Origin of the sequence: Bradyrhizobium sp. 31Argb, from assembly GCF_043638955.1 — a bacterium.
In the GTDB taxonomy this organism is placed as follows: Bacteria; Pseudomonadota; Alphaproteobacteria; order Rhizobiales; family Xanthobacteraceae; genus Bradyrhizobium.
The window spans coordinates 40,934-56,593 of sequence record NZ_JBEGDB010000004.1; the positions used below are offsets into that span (position 1 = coordinate 40,934).

Sequence of the window (15,660 nt, forward strand, 5' to 3'; positions counted from 1 at the left end):
GCTCGATGGGAAGGAACGGGAAAGATCTGCTGCCTGTGACCGTGCTGAGCGGATTTCTCGGCGCGGGCAAGACAACGCTGCTCGATCATCTCTTGATGAACCGCGACGGTCTTCGGGTCGCGGTCATCGTCAACGACATGAGTCAACTGAACATCGACGCAAGCCTCATCCGCAATGGCGGCGCCGACCTGTCGCACACGACCGAGAGCCTCGTCGAGCTCAGCAACGGCTGCATCTGCTGCACGCTCCGCGACGACCTCCTGCAGGAGGTCAGGCGACTCGCCGAACAACGGCGCTTCGATTATCTGCTGATCGAAGGAACCGGGATCGCCGAGCCGCTTCCTATCGCGGCAACGTTCTGTTTTCGCGACGAGGGCGGCGTCTCGCTTTCCGATGTCGCGCGGCTCGACACAATGGTTACGGTCGTGGATGCGACGAGCATGCTCGGCGACTATGGCAGCCGTCAACTGCTCCGCGAGCGCGGCGAGATGCGCGATAGAAACGACCAGCGCACGCTCATCGATCTCCTGGTTGAGCAGATCGAATTTTCTGACGTCGTGGTGATCAACAAGATCTCGGAAGCGGCGGAGACGACGCGCGCGTCGCTCCGGAAGATCATTGCGGCACTCAATCCGGACGCGCGTCAGATCGAAGCCGATTTCGGCAAGATTCCTCCCAAAGCATTGCTCGGCACCGGTCTCTTCAATGAAGCGAGAGCTGCGACCCATCCGCTCTGGCACAAGGAGCTGTACAACCCTGACTCTCACGTGCCGGAGACCGACGAGTACGGAATATCAAGCTTCGTGTACCGGGCGAGGCGCCCATTCGATCCAGTCAGCTTCCGATCTTTTCTCGACCAACCCTGGCCGGGCGTCATTCGCGCCAAGGGCCATTTCTGGCTTGCCACCCGTCCGGATTGGGTAGGTGTGCTGTCCGTGGCCGGGATTCAGCGTCGGTGCGAGCCGATGGGCTTCTGGTGGGCAACCGTTCCGAAGCCGGCATGGCCCAGCCATCAGCAATTTCAGGAGCAGATCAATAGCCATTGGGATGACGACTGGGGCGATCGCCGCCAGGAACTCGTCTTCATCGGCTCAGGCATGGACGAGGCACAGATCCGCGCCTCGCTCGATGCCTGCCTCACCCCTTGCGAAAATGGGTTCGATCCGGACTGCTGGCGCAGCCTCGACGACCCCTTTCCACCCTGGAATGCTCCTCAACATGAGAAGCACATGGGTGCTTGACGAAGGCGCACTGCCGATCGGCATGGATCGCTGTCGCTGCGAAGGACGCGAAGCAAGTCAAGCATGAAATTGCGCGCCACCCACTCGACTTTCCGCACGCGAGCACACAAGTTCCGATTGGGAACGGACGGTTCTCGCAAGGTCAAGAGCATAGGGTGTTGTTGTGATGCGCCGCATCGTCGTTACGGGAATGGGATTGGTGTCGCCGCTCGGTTGCGGCGTCGAGCTCGCATGGTCGCGACTGCTTGCCGGACGATCGGGGCTTCGTGCCCTGCCGGCATGGGCGGCCGCGCTGCCGGCGCGGGTCGCGGGGATCGTGCCGACCAAGGCCGATGATGTCGAAGGCGGCTTCGATCCCGATCTCGGCGCACCGCCCAAGGACCAGCGCAAGATGGACCGTTTCATCCTGTTCGCGCTGGTCGCCGCGGCCGAGGCGATTGCGCAGGCCGCATGGACGCCTGCCGATGCCCATGCGATGGAGCGGACGGCGACCGTCATCGCATCTGGCATCGGCGGCTTTCCGGCGATCGTCGAAGCGGTGCGCACCACCGATCAGCGCGGCGTTCGCCGCCTGTCACCGTTCACCGTGCCGTCGTTCCTCGCCAATCTCGCGGCCGGCCACATCTCGATCCGCTATGGATTCAAGGGTCCAATCGGAGCGCCCGTCACCGCCTGCGCCGCGAGCGTGCAGGCGATCGGCGATGCCGCGCGCCTGATCCGGTCGGGAGAAGCCGACGTCGCCGTATGCGGCGGCGCGGAAGCCTGCATCGATCTCGTCAGCCTCGGCGGCTTTGCCGCCGCGCGGGCGCTGTCGACCGATTTCAACGAAACGCCCGAGCGCGCATCCCGTCCCTTCGATCGGGACCGCGACGGCTTCGTGATGGGCGAAGGCGCCGGCATGCTGGTCATAGAGGAACTCGATCATGCGCTCCAGCGCGGCGCCAGGCCCATTGCCGAAATCATCGGCTACGGCACGACCGCGGATGCCCACCACATCACCTCGGGCCCCGAGGACGGCGACGGCGCACGCCGCGCCATGGAACTCGCCTTGCGTCAGGCGCGACTTGAGCCCAGCCAGGTCCAGCACCTCAATGCGCACTCGACTTCGACGCCCGCCGGCGATCACTCCGAGATCGAAGCCATCAAGTCGGTGTTCGGGCGCGAGGGCAAGCTCGCAGTGAGCGCAACCAAATCGGCGACGGGACATCTGCTCGGCGCGGCCGGAGGCTTGGAAGCGATCTTCACCGTCCTCGCTCTCCGCGACCAGGTGGCGCCGCCCACCCTCAATCTGGAGAATCCTGACGATGCGGCTATAGGCATCGATCTCGTCGCCAGAGCAGCCAGGCCGATGGCCATCGAGCACGCGATCTCGAACGGGTTCGGCTTCGGCGGCGTCAACGCCAGCATCATCCTGCGGCGCTGGACGTGATCATGTTGCGGGGTGACGTCGCACGCGCGACCCCGCTCACCCGTCTTACACCGCCGGCGGATTACGGTCGATGAAGGTCGAGCGTTGGTGCCAATAGGGATAAGGCAGCGTCACCTTGCTGGCTTCGTCGAGCTTGGCGACCTGCTCCTTGGTCAGCGCCCATCCGATCGCGCCGAGGTTCTCGCGCAGTTGCGCCTCGTTGCGCGCGCCGACGATCAGCGTGGCGACGGTCGGTCGCTGCAACAGCCAGTTCAGCGCGATCTGCGATACGCTCTTGCCGGTTTCCTTGGCGATCTCGTCGATCGCATCCACGACGCGATAGAGGTGCTCATCCGGCACCGGCGGTCCGAAGGAAGACGTCTGCGGCAACCGGCTGACCTCCGGCCGCGGCTGGTCGCGCCGGATCTTGCCAGTGAGCCTGCCCCAGCCGAGCGGCGACCACACCACCGCGCCGAGACCCTGGTCGAGGCAGAGCGGCATCAACTCCCACTCATAATCGCGCCCGATCAGCGAATAATAGGTCTGGTTGGCGACGTAGCGCGGAAAGCCGTATTTGTCGGCAACCGAAAGCGCCTTCATGAGGTGCCAGCCGGAAAAATTCGAGACCCCGACATAGCGGATCTTGCCGGAACGCACGAGCACATCGAGCGTTGCGAGCACCTCTTCGGGCGGCGTGAATGCATCGAAGCCATGCAGCTGGAACAGGTCGATATAATCGGTCCCCAATCGGCTCAGCGAACTGTCGACCGCCGCAAGCAGATGCTGACGGGACGAGCCGATATCGTTCGGCCCTTCGCCGATACGGAAGCTCGCCTTGGTCGAGATCAGCAGCTTGTCGCGCCGCCCCTTGATCGCCTGGCCGAGCACGCGTTCGGATTCGCCCATGGAGTAGACATCAGCGGTGTCGAACATCGACACGCCGGCATCGAGGCAGATGTCGACCAGCCGCCGCGCTTCGGTCGCATCGGTATTGCCCCACGGGGCCAAGCGACCGACGCCGCCGAAGGTGCCGGTCCCGAAGCTGAGCGCAGGCACGCTAAACCCTGACTTTCCCAGGCGCCGGTATTCCATCTGTATTCTCCGCGCTTCGTGCATGCCCATCCAAAGGGCATCGCAGGATCGTATTCAAATCCGGAACCGGTGCAAGCGCGCGGATGGAATGACATGGCGGAGTCAAAGTGACTTGACACTCTATTGCAGCACGGCTCGCCCTATCATATTATGATCGAAATATAATCGTGAGGGCATTTGCCATGTCGGAGGATCTGACCGAGGTTGAAACCGGAACCGGCGAATTGCTGTGCCAGATCGACGGGCGCGTCGCCATCCTGACGCTGAATCGGCCTGAGGCACGCAACGCGCTCTCGGACAATCTCACCCCGGCTTTGCGGCGCATGATCAAGAGCCTGGGCGACGATCCCAAGATTGGCGCCCTCCTGATCACGGGCGCGGGCAATGCCTTTTGCGCCGGCGGTGACGTCAAGGGCATGGGCAGCGGCATTGCCCGGCCCGAACGGACGCTGGAGGAGCGTGTCGCTATTCTCCAGGAGAGGCAGCGCACGCTCACCGGCGTGCTGGTGGCCGTCCGCAAACCCACCGTCGCCGCCCTTCCCGGCCCTGCTGCAGGCGCAGGCCTCGCGATCGCGCTTGCCTGCGACATCCGGATCGCAGCCGAATCCGCCATCATGGCGACCGGCTACGCCCGCATCGGCCTGTCCGGCGATTACGGCGTCGCCTGGCTGCTGACGCGGCTGGCGGGAACGGCCCGCGCGCGCGAATTGATGTTCCTGTCGGAACGTCTCGACGCTAGGCGTTGCGAAGCGTTCGGACTGGTCAACCGCGTCGTCCCTGACGATCAGCTCCGATCGACCGCGCTGGAACTGGCACAGCAACTCGCCGATGGGCCGCCGATCGCGCTTGGCTACATCAAGGACAATCTCGACCACGCCCTTGCGTCCGACCTTCTGACCTCGATGGATTTGGAAGCCGAGCATATGGTCCGCGCGGCGCGCACGAACGACCACAACGAAGCCGTGCGCGCCTTCGTTGAGAAGCGCAAGCCGGTATTTCACGGCCAGTAAGAGACGCACCGGCGCCGTAGGGTGGGCAAAGCGCAGCGTGCCCACCTTCCTTGCACCGAACGTGGACGGTGGGCACGCTTCGCTTTGCCCACCCTACAATTCCTCACCGCACTCACAGGAGAAAGCGAGATCATTCCGAATTCGCATCCAGGATCGCGCCGAACGGTTCCCAATTGGTGCCGCTCCAGCGCTGCATCTGCAACTGCGTCCAGACCATGTTGTTGCTGTCGGACGTATTGGCCTTGATGCCGGGAGACGCTGTCGGAACCACAAAGTCTTTCAGCGATTTCGCCTGCATGATGATGTTCTTTCGCGACATGTCATTTCCGCACTGCTTCAGGATCTGCTCCAGAACCATGCCCTGCATATAGCCGGTGAGATAGCTGGTGTTCTGGATGTCGGCGCCGGGCAGGTACTTCTCGAAGAACGCGCGATCGGCCTTCACGCCCTCGTCATCGTCCCATCGCCCATCGGTCGGGTCCTTGTTGATGGTGCCGACAATGACGCCCTTCGAATTCTCAAGTCCGGCCGGCTTCAACGTACCTCCGATCGAGCCCGACGGGAAATTGAGGATCACGGTCGCCTTCCAGCCGATCTCGGACGCCTTGCGGATCGCCTGCGCCGCGAATTTCGGCGTTCCCGCGATGAAGAAGCCTTCCGCACCGGAGCTCTTGAGAGTGATCACCTGGGAATCGATGGTCGGCTCCGTCACCTCGTAGGCTGCGGTGACGACGCGCTTGTCGAAATCGCCCTTCAGGATCGACTTGAACGCGGCGACATAGTCTTTGCCGAGATCGTCGTTCTGGAACAGGATCGCGTATTTCTTGCCCGGCAGCGTCTGCTCGAGGAATTTCGCGTAGATCCGGCCCTCGGTCTGATAGCTGACGAGCCCGGTCGTCGTTAGCGGAAATTCGGCAACATCGGTGAACTTGCTCGAGCCGCTGACGATCGCAATCGAAGGAACGCCTTTCGCCTTCAAATATTTCGCCGTCGCCGAATTGCCTGGTGTCCCGAGCTGGCTGAAGATGAAGGCGACCTCGTCGCTTTCGACGAGCTTGCGCGCATGCTCGACCGCCTTTGGCGGACTGTAAGCATCGTCCATCGCGATATAGTTGATCTTGCGCCCGTTGATGCCGCCGCGATCGTTGATCATCTGGACATAGCCGAGCACGCCGCGGCCGACGAGACCGATCGACGACGCCGGACCGCTGAACGGAAAGATCCCGCCGATCTTGATCTCGGTCGCGCTGACGCCCGGTTCGTCGGCGGCGTCAGCCGGAAGCGCCAGCAGCGACGCCGCTAGGCATGCCGCCGCCACACTCAATTTCATCTTCATGCTTCCCTCCCTCCAAAGCCTGTCACGCGCAGGCCAATCGTTTAAAAGAAATGCAGGCATACGCCCGCGGCCCGGTCCGCCCGCTCAGGCGAACCAGCCAACATGTCGAAAACCTCAAAGACCTCTCAGGCGACCGCGCGCGCCGGCGCCTCCGCCACGACACCGTCGAGGAAGCCGGTGAGCCGTTGCCGGATGATCTGCTCGGCTTCGGTCATGACGCGGTCGATCAGTTCCTGCACCGTCGGGATGTCATGGATCAGTCCGACCACCATGCCGCAGCTCCAGGCGCCGGCATCCATCTCGCCGTCGACCATCACCTTGGGATAGACGCCCGCGACCTGCTCGTGAATGTCCTGGATCTTGATGCTCGCGCCCTTCTCGCGCTCGATCTCGAGAAGCTGATCGACGCCCTTGTTCTTCAGGACGCGCTCGGTGTTGCGCAGCGCGCGCATCACCAGGCGGGTGTCGAGCTCGGTGGCCTCCACCAGCGCCCGCTTCACGTTGTCGTGGACTGGCGCCTCCTTCGTGGCGACAAAGCGCGTACCCATGTTGATGCCATCAGCGCCCATCGCGAGCGACGCGGCGAGGCTACGCCCGTCAGCCATGCCGCCCGAGGCCACAAACGGGATCTTCAGTTCATCGGCCGCACGCGGCAGTAGGATCATGTTCGGGATATCGTCCTCACCGGGATGACCGCCGCACTCGAAGCCGTCGACACTGACCGCATCGCAGCCGATCTTCTCGGCCTTCAGCGAATGGCGGACGGACGTGCATTTGTGGATCACCTTGATGCCGGCGGCCTTCAACGCCGGCATGTACTGCTCGGGGCTACGGCCCGCGGTCTCCACGATCTTGACACCGCCCTCGCGGATCGCGGCGATATATTCCGGATAAGGCGGCGCGGTGAAGCTCGGCAGGAAGGTGAGATTGACGCCGAACGGCTTGTCGGTCATGTCGCGGCAGCGCGCGATTTCCTTGGCGAGCAATTCCGGCGTCTTCTGCGTCAACCCGGTGATGATGCCGAGACCGCCGGCGTTCGACACCGCGGCGGCGAGCTCGGCAAAGCCGACATAGTGCATGCCGCCCTGGATGATCGGATGCTGGATGCCGAGCAGTTCAGTGATCGCTGTCTTCACGAAGTTTCTCCCGCGTTCCCGATCAGTGGATGATTTCAAACAGTCCCGCAGCGCCCATGCCGCCACCGATGCACATGGTCACCACGCCGTATTTCGCCTTGCGCCGGCGACCCTCGATCAGGATATGGCCGGTCAGCCGCGCACCGGTCATGCCGTAGGGGTGGCCGATCGCGATCGAGCCGCCATTGACGTTGAGTTTTTCAGGGTTGATGCCGAGCTTGTCGCGGCAATAGATCACCTGCACTGCATAGGCCTCGTTGAGCTCCCAGAGATCGATATCGTCGATCTTCAGGTTGTGCCGCTTGAGCAGCCGCGGGATCGCGGCGACCGGGCCGACGCCCATCTCGTCCGGCTCGACGCCAGCAGCAACGAAGCCGCGGAAGATGCCGAGTGGCTTCAGCCCCTTCTGCGCGGCAACCTTGTCACTCATGATCACGCAGGCGGACGCGCCATCCGAAAGCTGGCTGGCGTTACCGGCGCTGCCCTCGAACACCGGCTTGATCTTCGCAAGCGCTTCGGCCGTCGTATCAGGCCGCGGTCCCTCGTCCTTGGTCAGCGTCACCTCCTTGTAGGTGACCTCCTTCGTATCCTTATCGACAACAGCCATCCTGGTCGTGATCGGCACGATCTCGTCACTGAAGCGGCCGCCCTGCAATGCGGCGCCGACGCGGCGCTGGCACTCGAGCGAGTATTCGTCCTGCTGCTCGCGACCAATCTTGTAGCGCTCGGCGACCACTTCGGCCGTCTCAAGCATCGACATGTATATTTCCGGCTTCATCGCCATCAGCTCGTCGTCGACGGCGTGGAACCTGTTCATGTGCTCGTTCTGCACCAGGCTGATCGATTCGATGCCGCCGCCGATCGCGATCTCGACGCCGTCGAGCATCACCGAGCGCGCCGCGACCGCGATGGCCTGCAGGCCGGAGGCACATTGCCGGTCGATCGTGGTGCCGGCGACGGTGACCGGCAAGCCAGCCCGGGTCGCGCCCTTGCGAGCGACGTTCATCACCATGGTGCCCTGCTGCATCGCGCAGCCCATCACCACGTCCTCGACCTCGCCGGGTTCGATCCCGGCGCGCTTGACCGCCTCGGCCATCACGTGGCCGGCCAGGGTCGGCCCTTCCGTGTTGTTGAGTGCGCCGCGATAGGCCTTGCCGACGCCGGTACGCGCCGTCGATACGATCACTGCATCTCGCATATGCTTTCCTCTTCTCGTCAGGCTGCCGCGTCGAGCTGCGCATAGCGCAGGACATGAAAGGCGGGATCGCCGAACTGGATGTTGATGGATGAAATCCGCTTGAAGTAATGGCCGACATTGAGCTCGTCGGTCATGCCCATGCCGCCGTGGAGTTGCACCGCCTGGTCGGCCACGAACTTGGCGGCATAGCCGATCTTCGACTTGGCACCGGAAGCAAGCCGCGATACCCCTTCGTCCTTCGATGCAAGGCTGAGATTGAGATGCTGCATCAGGGACAGCGCCTCCTGATGCGCGATGAACATGTCGACCATCCGGTGCTGCAGCACTTGGAACGAGCCGAGCGTCGCGCCGAACTGCTTTCGCGTCTTGCTGTATTCGAGAGTCGCCGCATTCAGTTCACCCATTGCGCCGACGGTCTCCGCGCAGAGTGCGCCGATGGCGCTGTCACGGCAGGCTTCGAGTGCGGCAACGCCCTCGCCCTCCCGTCCCAGCATCTGGCTCGCCGGCACGGAAACGTTCATCAGCGCGACCTCGGCGGCGCGCCGGCCATCGATGGTCCTGAAACCTTGCAGATGAAGATTCGGAGAATGGCGATCGACAACGAACAGGCTGACGCCGTTGCGATCGCCCCGCTCTCCCGAGGTGCGAGCGGAGACGATCAGACTGTCGGCCCAGGGCGCAGCCACGACCGCTGCCTTGGTGCCGCTGAGCACGTAGCTTCCACCCTCACGGCGAGCGATGGTAGAGACATGGCCGAGATCGTAACGCGAGCGGCCTTCGGACCAGGCCAGTGCCCAGACCTTCTCTCCGGACATGATATCAGGGAGATACGTGGCCTGCTGAGCCGCCGAGCCGAAATCTTCGATCAGGCCGCCGGCAAGGACGACGGTCTCGAAGAACGGCTCGACCAGAAGGTGCCTGCCGAACTCCTGCATCATGATCATAGTGGCCAGCGGCCCGCCACCGAGCCCTCCGACCTCCTCGGAGAACGGCGCGGCGAGCAGGCCGAGCTCGGCGAAGGACGACCAATGTTTGCGGCTCCAGCCCTCCTCGCTCGCGACGATCTTGCGGCGTGCATCGAAATCATACTGATCGCGCAACAGGCGCTGCACGCTGGACCGTAACAGCTCCTGCTCTTCCGTGAACTGGATGTCCATTCCGATGGCTCCCTGCGAAGCTAGAGTCCGAGTACGGCCTTAGCGATGATGTTGCGCTGGATCTCGTTCGAGCCGCCGTAGATCGAGAGCTTGCGCGAGTTGAGATATTTTTCCGAGGCGGTGTGCCCGTAGTCCGGGCCCGGCATGAAATGATTGGCGCTCACGGGATGCTCGCGGATCGCGAGCCCGTAATTGCCGATCGCGCGGTGTGTCAGCTCGGTGATGTCCTGGAAGATCTCGGTGCCCCTGATCTTGAACAGCGACGCCGCCGGACCGGGATCGATGCCGCGCGCCATTTGGGCTACGATACGAAGCTCGGTCGCCTCCAGCGCCAGCACGTCGAGCTCGATGCGGGCGATGTCCCTGACGAATTCGAGGTGGGCCGGATCGTCTTCGGGAATCTCCGCCTTCACGATCTGCTTGAGCCGATCGAGATAGCGCGTCGAGCGGCCGATACCGGCCATGCTGGTGCGCTCATTGCCAAGCAGGAATTTCGCGTAGGTCCAGCCCTTGTTCTCCTCCCCGATCAGATTGGCGGCGGGCACGCGGACGTTCTCGAGAAAAACGTCGTTCACCTCATGACTGCCGTCGATCGTGATGATCGGGCGCACGGTGACGCCCGGCGACTTCATGTCGATCAAGAGGAACGAGATGCCGGATTGCGGTTTCGCGCTCGGGTCGGTGCGCACCAGGCAGAAGATCCAGTCGGCATGCTGTGCGAGCGTGGTCCAGGTCTTGTGGCCGTTCACGATATAGTGGTCGCCGTCGCGCACCGCCTTGGTACGGACCGAAGCAAGATCGGAGCCTGAGCCCGGCTCCGAATAGCCCTGGCACCACCAATCCTCGCCGGACAGGATGCGCGGCAGGAACTTCTTCTTCTGCGTCTCATTGCCGAAGGTGTAGATGACCGGGCCCACCATGGTGACGCTGAACGCGAGCGGCGGCAGTGTGCCGGCGCGCGTGGTCTCCCGCTCGAAGATGAAGCGCTTGGTGATCGACCAGCCGGGGCCGCCATATTCCTTGGGCCAGAGCGGCGCGATCCAGCCCTTCTTGTGGAGGATGCGATGCCAGAGCAGCATCTGCTCCTTGGTGAGGTCGGTGTCCGGATTAGGAACGCGCATCTCCGCCGGATAGTTTTCCGCGATGAAGGCGCGCACCTCGTCGCGAAACGCTGCTTCTTCACGAGTAAGCACCAGCTCCATCGGACGACGCTCCTACCGGGTTTCGCCGAGGTGGACGGATCTTCGTGCCGTAGCGCGCGGCGCCGAGCCTGCGGCTTCGCGGATGCCAAGTGTCCCTGCCAAATTCGCCACCTCAGACCTCCCGACAGATATCGAGCCGCTCGCGAGGCGACTTCATCACTCGCCGCATCTAACGTTCTTTTTTTGAACTCGTCAATCGCAATTATTCGCGAGTAAGCGGCTCACGGCGGAATGATGTGAATTTGAAGGCTGAATAGCTGTACCAGCTCAAATAACTCCATTTACATCGTCCTCACCGCTCTCTATTAATTCGGTACCAAATAAGAACTATGTGGGAGAAACCAGGATGACAGAACGCCGCGGGGTAGCGATATTGGTCGGCGCGGGCGACGCGATCGGGGCCGCCGTGGCGCGGCGTTTCGCAAAGGGCGGCTACACCGTCTGCATCTGCCGCCGCGATGCCGCCAAATCGCAGGACCTGGTCGACGAATTGAAGGCCGCCGGCCATGAGGTCCACGCGCTCAGCGTTGACGCCCGGCAGGAAGCGGAAGTCCAGGATCTGTTCGCCCGCGTCGAGAAAGAGATCGGCCCGATCGAAGTCTGCCTCTTCAACGCCGGTTCGAACGTCAACAAGCCGCTGCTCGAGACCACCGAAAAGCTGTTCTTCAAGGCCTGGGAGCTGGCCTGCTACGCCGGGTTCCTGGTCGGCCGCGAGGCCGCGCGCCACATGGTGCCGCGCGGCCGCGGCACCATCTTCTTCACCGGCGCGACCGCGAGCATCCGCGGCGGAACTGGTTTTGCTGCGTTCTCATCGGCAAAGTTCGCACTGCGCGCGGTCGCGCAAGCGATGGCGCGCGAGCTCGGTCCGAAGAACGTCCATGTCGTGCACCTCATCATTGACGCCGGCGTCGACAGCCCGGCCATCCATGAGCGCATGAAAGCCCGCGGCATCGAGGCGAGCGCGATTCCACAGGACAGCCTGACCAAGACGTCGTCGATCGCGGAAGCCTATTGGTTCGCGCATCAGCAGACGCGGGACGGCTGGACGCACGAGCTCGATCTGCGTCCCGCGGTGGAGAAATGGTGAGATGGCCGCGCCGGAGCTGACCCTCTGGGGTGTGGGCACGAGCCGGACGATACGACCGCACTGGGCCATGCACGAGCTTGGCCTCGCCTACAAGACGCGGCCGATCGGCCCCCGCACGGGCGAGACCAAGACCCAGGAATATACCGTGCTCAATCCGCGGCAGAAGATTCCGCTGCTGCAGGACGGCGATTTCTGTATCGGCGAGAGCGCGGCGATCGTCGCCTATCTGTCGCGGACCTATTCGACACCGGAGCGCTCGTTGATTCCGGAGAGCCAGCGCGACTACGCCGCCTGGCTCGAATGGTGCTTCTTCATCGTTGCCGAGCTCGATTCGACGAGCCTCTATGTCATGCGCCGACACAAGGCCGACGCGCTCGGACACATCTACGGCGTCGCGCCCGATGTCGTGGCCCAGGCCGCGGAATATTTCCGTCAGCAATCGCGCCACGTCGAGGTCGCGCTCGCCGACGGCCGCCAATTCCTGATGGGCGATCGATTCACCAGCGCCGACATCTTGCTCACCACCTGCCTCGACTGGGCGATCGCCTACGGCGTCGGCATCTGCGACCACGCCCATCCCTATCTCGAGCGCATGCACCAGCGGGAAGCCTATCAGTGCGGCCAGGCCGCAAACAAACCGCTCGCCCCAATCACGCCGCCGAAGACGTGAGCAGCCAAGCGCGAGGCAGCAGTTCTCCCTCTCCCCGTCCTTTACGGGGAGAGGGTTGGGGTGAGGGGCTCTCTCCGCGAATACGGTGAGAGATATGATCGCGGAGGCAGCCCCTCACCCTGCCCTCTCCCCGTGAAGAACGGGGAGAGGGAAAGAGAGCGCCCCACTCGTTGCTTATTGATTGCGCGCTTACACCGCCACCCGCACGGCCTTCTCGCTGACCATCCGCTCGATCGCGGCATCGTCATAGCCGAGCTCGCGCAGCACCTCGCGCGAGTGCTCGCCGACGCGCGGCGCCGGTCCGCCGATCGACGCCTCGTTGACTTCAAAGCGCGCCGCCGGTTTTGGCTGCCGCACGCGTCCGACCTTGGGCTGCTCGAACTCGGTGATGATCTCGCGCGCCACCACCTGCTCGTTGTGGATGATCTCGCCGCGGCGCAGGATCGGGGCGCAGGGAACATCGGCCGCATCGAGCCGCTCCAGCCATTCGGCCTTGGTGTGCTGCGCGATATATTCGGCCATCTTGTTGATCCGCGCCGTCGCATTCACCGAGCGCGCGGAGGGCGTCGCAAAGCGCGGATCCTTGGCAAGCTCGGGATCGCCGGTGGCGCGGCAAAAACCCTGCCATTCCGAATCCGAGATCGTGCCGGCGGTGATGTAGCCGTCGCTGGTCTTGAACACGAGATCCGGCCGGTCGTTGGGATCGGCAGAGGTCTCCTCGGTGCCGACCACTGTGTACTGCATCATGCCTTCCGGCCAGAGATAGGAGATCATCGCATCCAGCATCGCGACCCGGATGTGATCGCCCTGCCCGGTCTTCTCGCGCGCATAGAGCGCAGCAGCGACTGCCTGCGCGGTCATGACAGCGGTGGTCTTGTCGCAGACGATGGTGCGGATCATCTGCGGACGGTTGGTGACCGGCTGGGACTGGATGTCGGCGAATCCCGACAATCCCTGGATGATCGGATCGTACACCCGCTTCTTCACATAGGGCCCGGTCTCGCCGACGCCGCTGATCGAGACATAGATCAAGCGCGGATGACGCTGGCGCAGCTCATCCGCGCCAAGGCCGAGGCGCTCCATGGTGCCGGGCCGGAAATTCTGCACCAGCACGTCGGCTTGCGCGACGAGCTTGGCCAGCACCTCGCGGCCGGCCTCGCTCTTGACGTCGATTGCGAGCGAGCGCTTGCCGCGGTTGGAGGAAATGAACAGCGCCGAGAATTCGCCGGACTTGTCGATGGTGGCGCGGCTGCGGCGGGTGATGTCGCCGCCGATCGGCTCGATCTTGAGAACATCGGCGCCCTGGTCGGCGAGGAACATGGTGGCGAACGGTCCCGATACCACGCCGGTGAGATCCAGTACGCGTACGCCATTGAGTGGGCCCGGCATCACGTTCTCCTTATTTGTTCGACGATCTCCGGCCGCCGCGGTCCGGCGCTCACGCGCTCTTCGCCAACTGCCTTGTCTGCTCGACGATGGATTCCTCGACGTCGCGAAGCTGATCCTTGCCGAAGAACATCTCCTTGCCGACGAAGAACGTCGGTGAGCCGAAAGCGCCGCGGTTGACCGCGTCGACCGTCAGCTCGATCAGCCGCTTCTTGACGTCGTCCTGCTGCGCCCGTGCGATCAACCTGTCGGCGTCCAGGCCGGAAGATTTGAGCGCGGCGCGAACCACTTCGACGTCATCCATCTTCTTCGGCTCTTCCCACATGTGATGGAAGGCCGCACGGACGTAGGGCTCGAACACGCCTTCGAATTGCGCAGCGACCGCGCCGCGCATCAGCATCAGGGTGATGACCGGGAAGAACGGGTTCGGACGATAGGTCGTGATGTTGTGGCGGCGGATGAAGCGCTCGGTTTCCAGCGCCATGTATTCCGGCTTGTTCTTGATGCCGCGCAGCGAGTCGGCCGGCGACATGTTGCCGGTCGCCTTGAAAATTCCGCCGAGCAAGACCGGCACATAGTCGAACTTCACGCCGGTGCGCTGTTCGATCGAGGGGATGACAAGTTCCGCCAGATAGGCGTTCGGGCTGCCGAAATCGAAATGGAATTCAACCTTCAGGGGATTTCCCACCGGCCTCTCCTCCCGAGCATCCGTTATTCTCCGCCCGTCACGTACAGGCGACCTGTAGCCATGCCCTGGCTGGTCCTCCTCATACAGTTCCAAAAATGAACTGTCAATTCTTGGGGTCATCCAATATGCTGCTGCGCGCCGAAGCTCGATGCACTTTGCAGCGGAGCCGGCCTCTTCCGGAGCGTCCCTCATGATCACGACCCTCGACCATACCAGCGTCCTGGTTCACGATCTCGACACCGGCATTGCCGCCTATCGCGAGGTGCTCGCGAGAGAACCGGCGTTTCGCTCCAGAACCGATGGCGTCGAAAGCGCGTTCTTCATTCTGGACAACGCCACGCTTCGGGTCATGGCTCCCAACAGCGAAGGCGCGCTTGGCGCGCGCGTCCGTGCCGCCCTTGCCGAGAGCGGCGAAGGCCTGTGGTGTCTAGAGTTCGAGGTCGACGATATCGAAAAGAGCTATCGGCGATTGCGACGTATCTCGCTTCAGCCGGACGAGGTCGCCGACATCACCTGCAGTCATCTTGCGACCGGCACGACACTCTCCTGGAGACGCAGCGGCTTGCCGGCCGAACAGTCGCACGGCGTACCGATCCGCTTCAGTAAGCTTCTATCCAAAGCAGCTCGCTCTGCGGCGACAGGGCCGGCCACGGTTCGCAGGATGGACCTGGTGGTGGTTGCAACCGACGAGCCGGAGCGCGCGGTGGCGCTCTACGGCGCGCGCCTCGGGTTAGAGCTGATCTTCGACCGCACCGACGCGAAGAGCAAAAGCCGGTTGATGCAATTTGCCTGTGGCGACATGCTGATCGAGATCGTCCACCGTCCGGACGAAGGCGAGGCGCGCAAGGCGGACCGCCTCTGGGGCATCGCCTGGTCGGTCGACGATGCCGACGCCGCGCGCGAGCGGCTGCTGCGTACCGGCCGCAACGTGTCCGATGTCAAGGCGGGCGCGAAACCGGGAACGCGCGTCTTCACGCTCCGCGATGGAACGTGCAACGTCCCTACCCTCTTCGTGCAGCATCTTGCGCAAGCGCCGTAGGCCAAGCTCC

Annotated in this window: 14 protein-coding genes; 6 read left to right on the forward strand and 8 right to left on the reverse strand. The window is 63.4% G+C overall.

Annotated features, from left to right (window positions below):
• The first annotated feature begins 5 nt into the window (after positions 1 to 5).
• Entirely contained in the window at positions 6 to 1,241 is a 1,236-nt protein-coding gene (locus tag AAFX91_RS01430; RefSeq protein ID WP_394565339.1) for a GTP-binding protein, read from the forward strand.
• Positions 1,242 to 1,407: 166 nt separating this feature from the next.
• Positions 1,408 to 2,670 (forward strand): beta-ketoacyl-ACP synthase II, encoded by a 1,263-nt coding sequence (fabF, locus tag AAFX91_RS01435; RefSeq protein WP_394565340.1) that lies wholly within the window; start codon positions 1,408 to 1,410, stop codon positions 2,668 to 2,670.
• A gap of 45 nt (positions 2,671 to 2,715) precedes the next feature.
• Here the strand turns inward: fabF and AAFX91_RS01440 are convergent, their stop codons facing one another.
• Positions 2,716 to 3,741, reverse strand: a complete 1,026-nt coding sequence (locus AAFX91_RS01440) for an aldo/keto reductase (RefSeq protein WP_394565341.1) — start codon at positions 3,739 to 3,741, stop codon at positions 2,716 to 2,718.
• A 182-nt stretch (positions 3,742 to 3,923) separates the two neighbouring features.
• Between AAFX91_RS01440 and AAFX91_RS01445 the strand changes: the two genes are divergently transcribed.
• The gene (locus AAFX91_RS01445; protein ID WP_130576757.1) at positions 3,924 to 4,751 is read left to right on the forward strand and encodes an enoyl-CoA hydratase-related protein; all 828 of its coding nucleotides are present in this window, start codon (positions 3,924 to 3,926) and stop codon (positions 4,749 to 4,751) included.
• Positions 4,752 to 4,881: 130 nt separating this feature from the next.
• On the opposite strand, the gene AAFX91_RS01450 is transcribed toward AAFX91_RS01445, so the two are convergent.
• The 5 genes from AAFX91_RS01450 to AAFX91_RS01470 all read right to left on the reverse strand — a co-directional run bounded on the left by AAFX91_RS01450 (position 4,882) and on the right by AAFX91_RS01470 (position 10,780).
• Positions 4,882 to 6,087 carry an ABC transporter substrate-binding protein gene (locus tag AAFX91_RS01450; RefSeq protein WP_394565342.1) on the reverse strand — a complete coding sequence of 402 codons (1,206 nt, stop codon included), beginning with the start codon at positions 6,085 to 6,087 and terminating at the stop codon, positions 4,882 to 4,884.
• A 125-nt stretch (positions 6,088 to 6,212) separates the two neighbouring features.
• A complete protein-coding gene (locus AAFX91_RS01455; RefSeq protein WP_394565343.1) occupies positions 6,213 to 7,223 on the reverse strand; it encodes an NAD(P)H-dependent flavin oxidoreductase in 1,011 nt (336 codons plus the stop codon).
• A 22-nt stretch (positions 7,224 to 7,245) separates the two neighbouring features.
• Positions 7,246 to 8,421, reverse strand: a complete 1,176-nt coding sequence (locus tag AAFX91_RS01460; RefSeq protein WP_394565344.1) for an acetyl-CoA C-acyltransferase — start codon at positions 8,419 to 8,421, stop codon at positions 7,246 to 7,248.
• Positions 8,422 to 8,438: 17 nt separating this feature from the next.
• A complete protein-coding gene (locus AAFX91_RS01465; RefSeq protein WP_282526370.1) occupies positions 8,439 to 9,578 on the reverse strand; it encodes an acyl-CoA dehydrogenase family protein in 1,140 nt (379 codons plus the stop codon).
• A gap of 20 nt (positions 9,579 to 9,598) precedes the next feature.
• Positions 9,599 to 10,780 carry an acyl-CoA dehydrogenase family protein gene (locus tag AAFX91_RS01470; protein ID WP_130576762.1) on the reverse strand — a complete coding sequence of 394 codons (1,182 nt, stop codon included), beginning with the start codon at positions 10,778 to 10,780 and terminating at the stop codon, positions 9,599 to 9,601.
• Positions 10,781 to 11,126: 346 nt separating this feature from the next.
• Here AAFX91_RS01470 and AAFX91_RS01475 point away from each other — a divergent pair, with 346 nt between their 5' ends.
• Both AAFX91_RS01475 and AAFX91_RS01480 read left to right on the forward strand, forming a co-directional pair.
• Positions 11,127 to 11,867, forward strand: a complete 741-nt coding sequence (locus AAFX91_RS01475) for an SDR family NAD(P)-dependent oxidoreductase (protein ID WP_282526368.1) — start codon at positions 11,127 to 11,129, stop codon at positions 11,865 to 11,867.
• Between the two features lies 1 nt (position 11,868).
• Positions 11,869 to 12,537, forward strand: a complete 669-nt coding sequence (locus AAFX91_RS01480; protein ID WP_130576764.1) for a glutathione S-transferase family protein — start codon at positions 11,869 to 11,871, stop codon at positions 12,535 to 12,537.
• A 189-nt stretch (positions 12,538 to 12,726) separates the two neighbouring features.
• Here AAFX91_RS01480 and AAFX91_RS01485 read toward each other — a convergent pair whose 3' ends face one another.
• Both AAFX91_RS01485 and AAFX91_RS01490 read right to left on the reverse strand, forming a co-directional pair.
• Positions 12,727 to 13,926, reverse strand: a complete 1,200-nt coding sequence (locus AAFX91_RS01485) for a CaiB/BaiF CoA transferase family protein (protein WP_394565345.1) — start codon at positions 13,924 to 13,926, stop codon at positions 12,727 to 12,729.
• Between the two features lie 49 nt (positions 13,927 to 13,975).
• Complete coding sequence (locus AAFX91_RS01490; RefSeq protein ID WP_245475616.1) at positions 13,976 to 14,611, reverse strand: 2-hydroxychromene-2-carboxylate isomerase; 636 nt, start codon at positions 14,609 to 14,611, stop codon at positions 13,976 to 13,978.
• A 190-nt stretch (positions 14,612 to 14,801) separates the two neighbouring features.
• Here AAFX91_RS01490 and AAFX91_RS01495 point away from each other — a divergent pair, with 190 nt between their 5' ends.
• Positions 14,802 to 15,650, forward strand: coding sequence for a VOC family protein (locus AAFX91_RS01495; protein ID WP_394565346.1), 849 nt, complete (start codon positions 14,802 to 14,804; stop codon positions 15,648 to 15,650).
• Positions 15,651 to 15,660 lie beyond the last annotated feature (10 nt).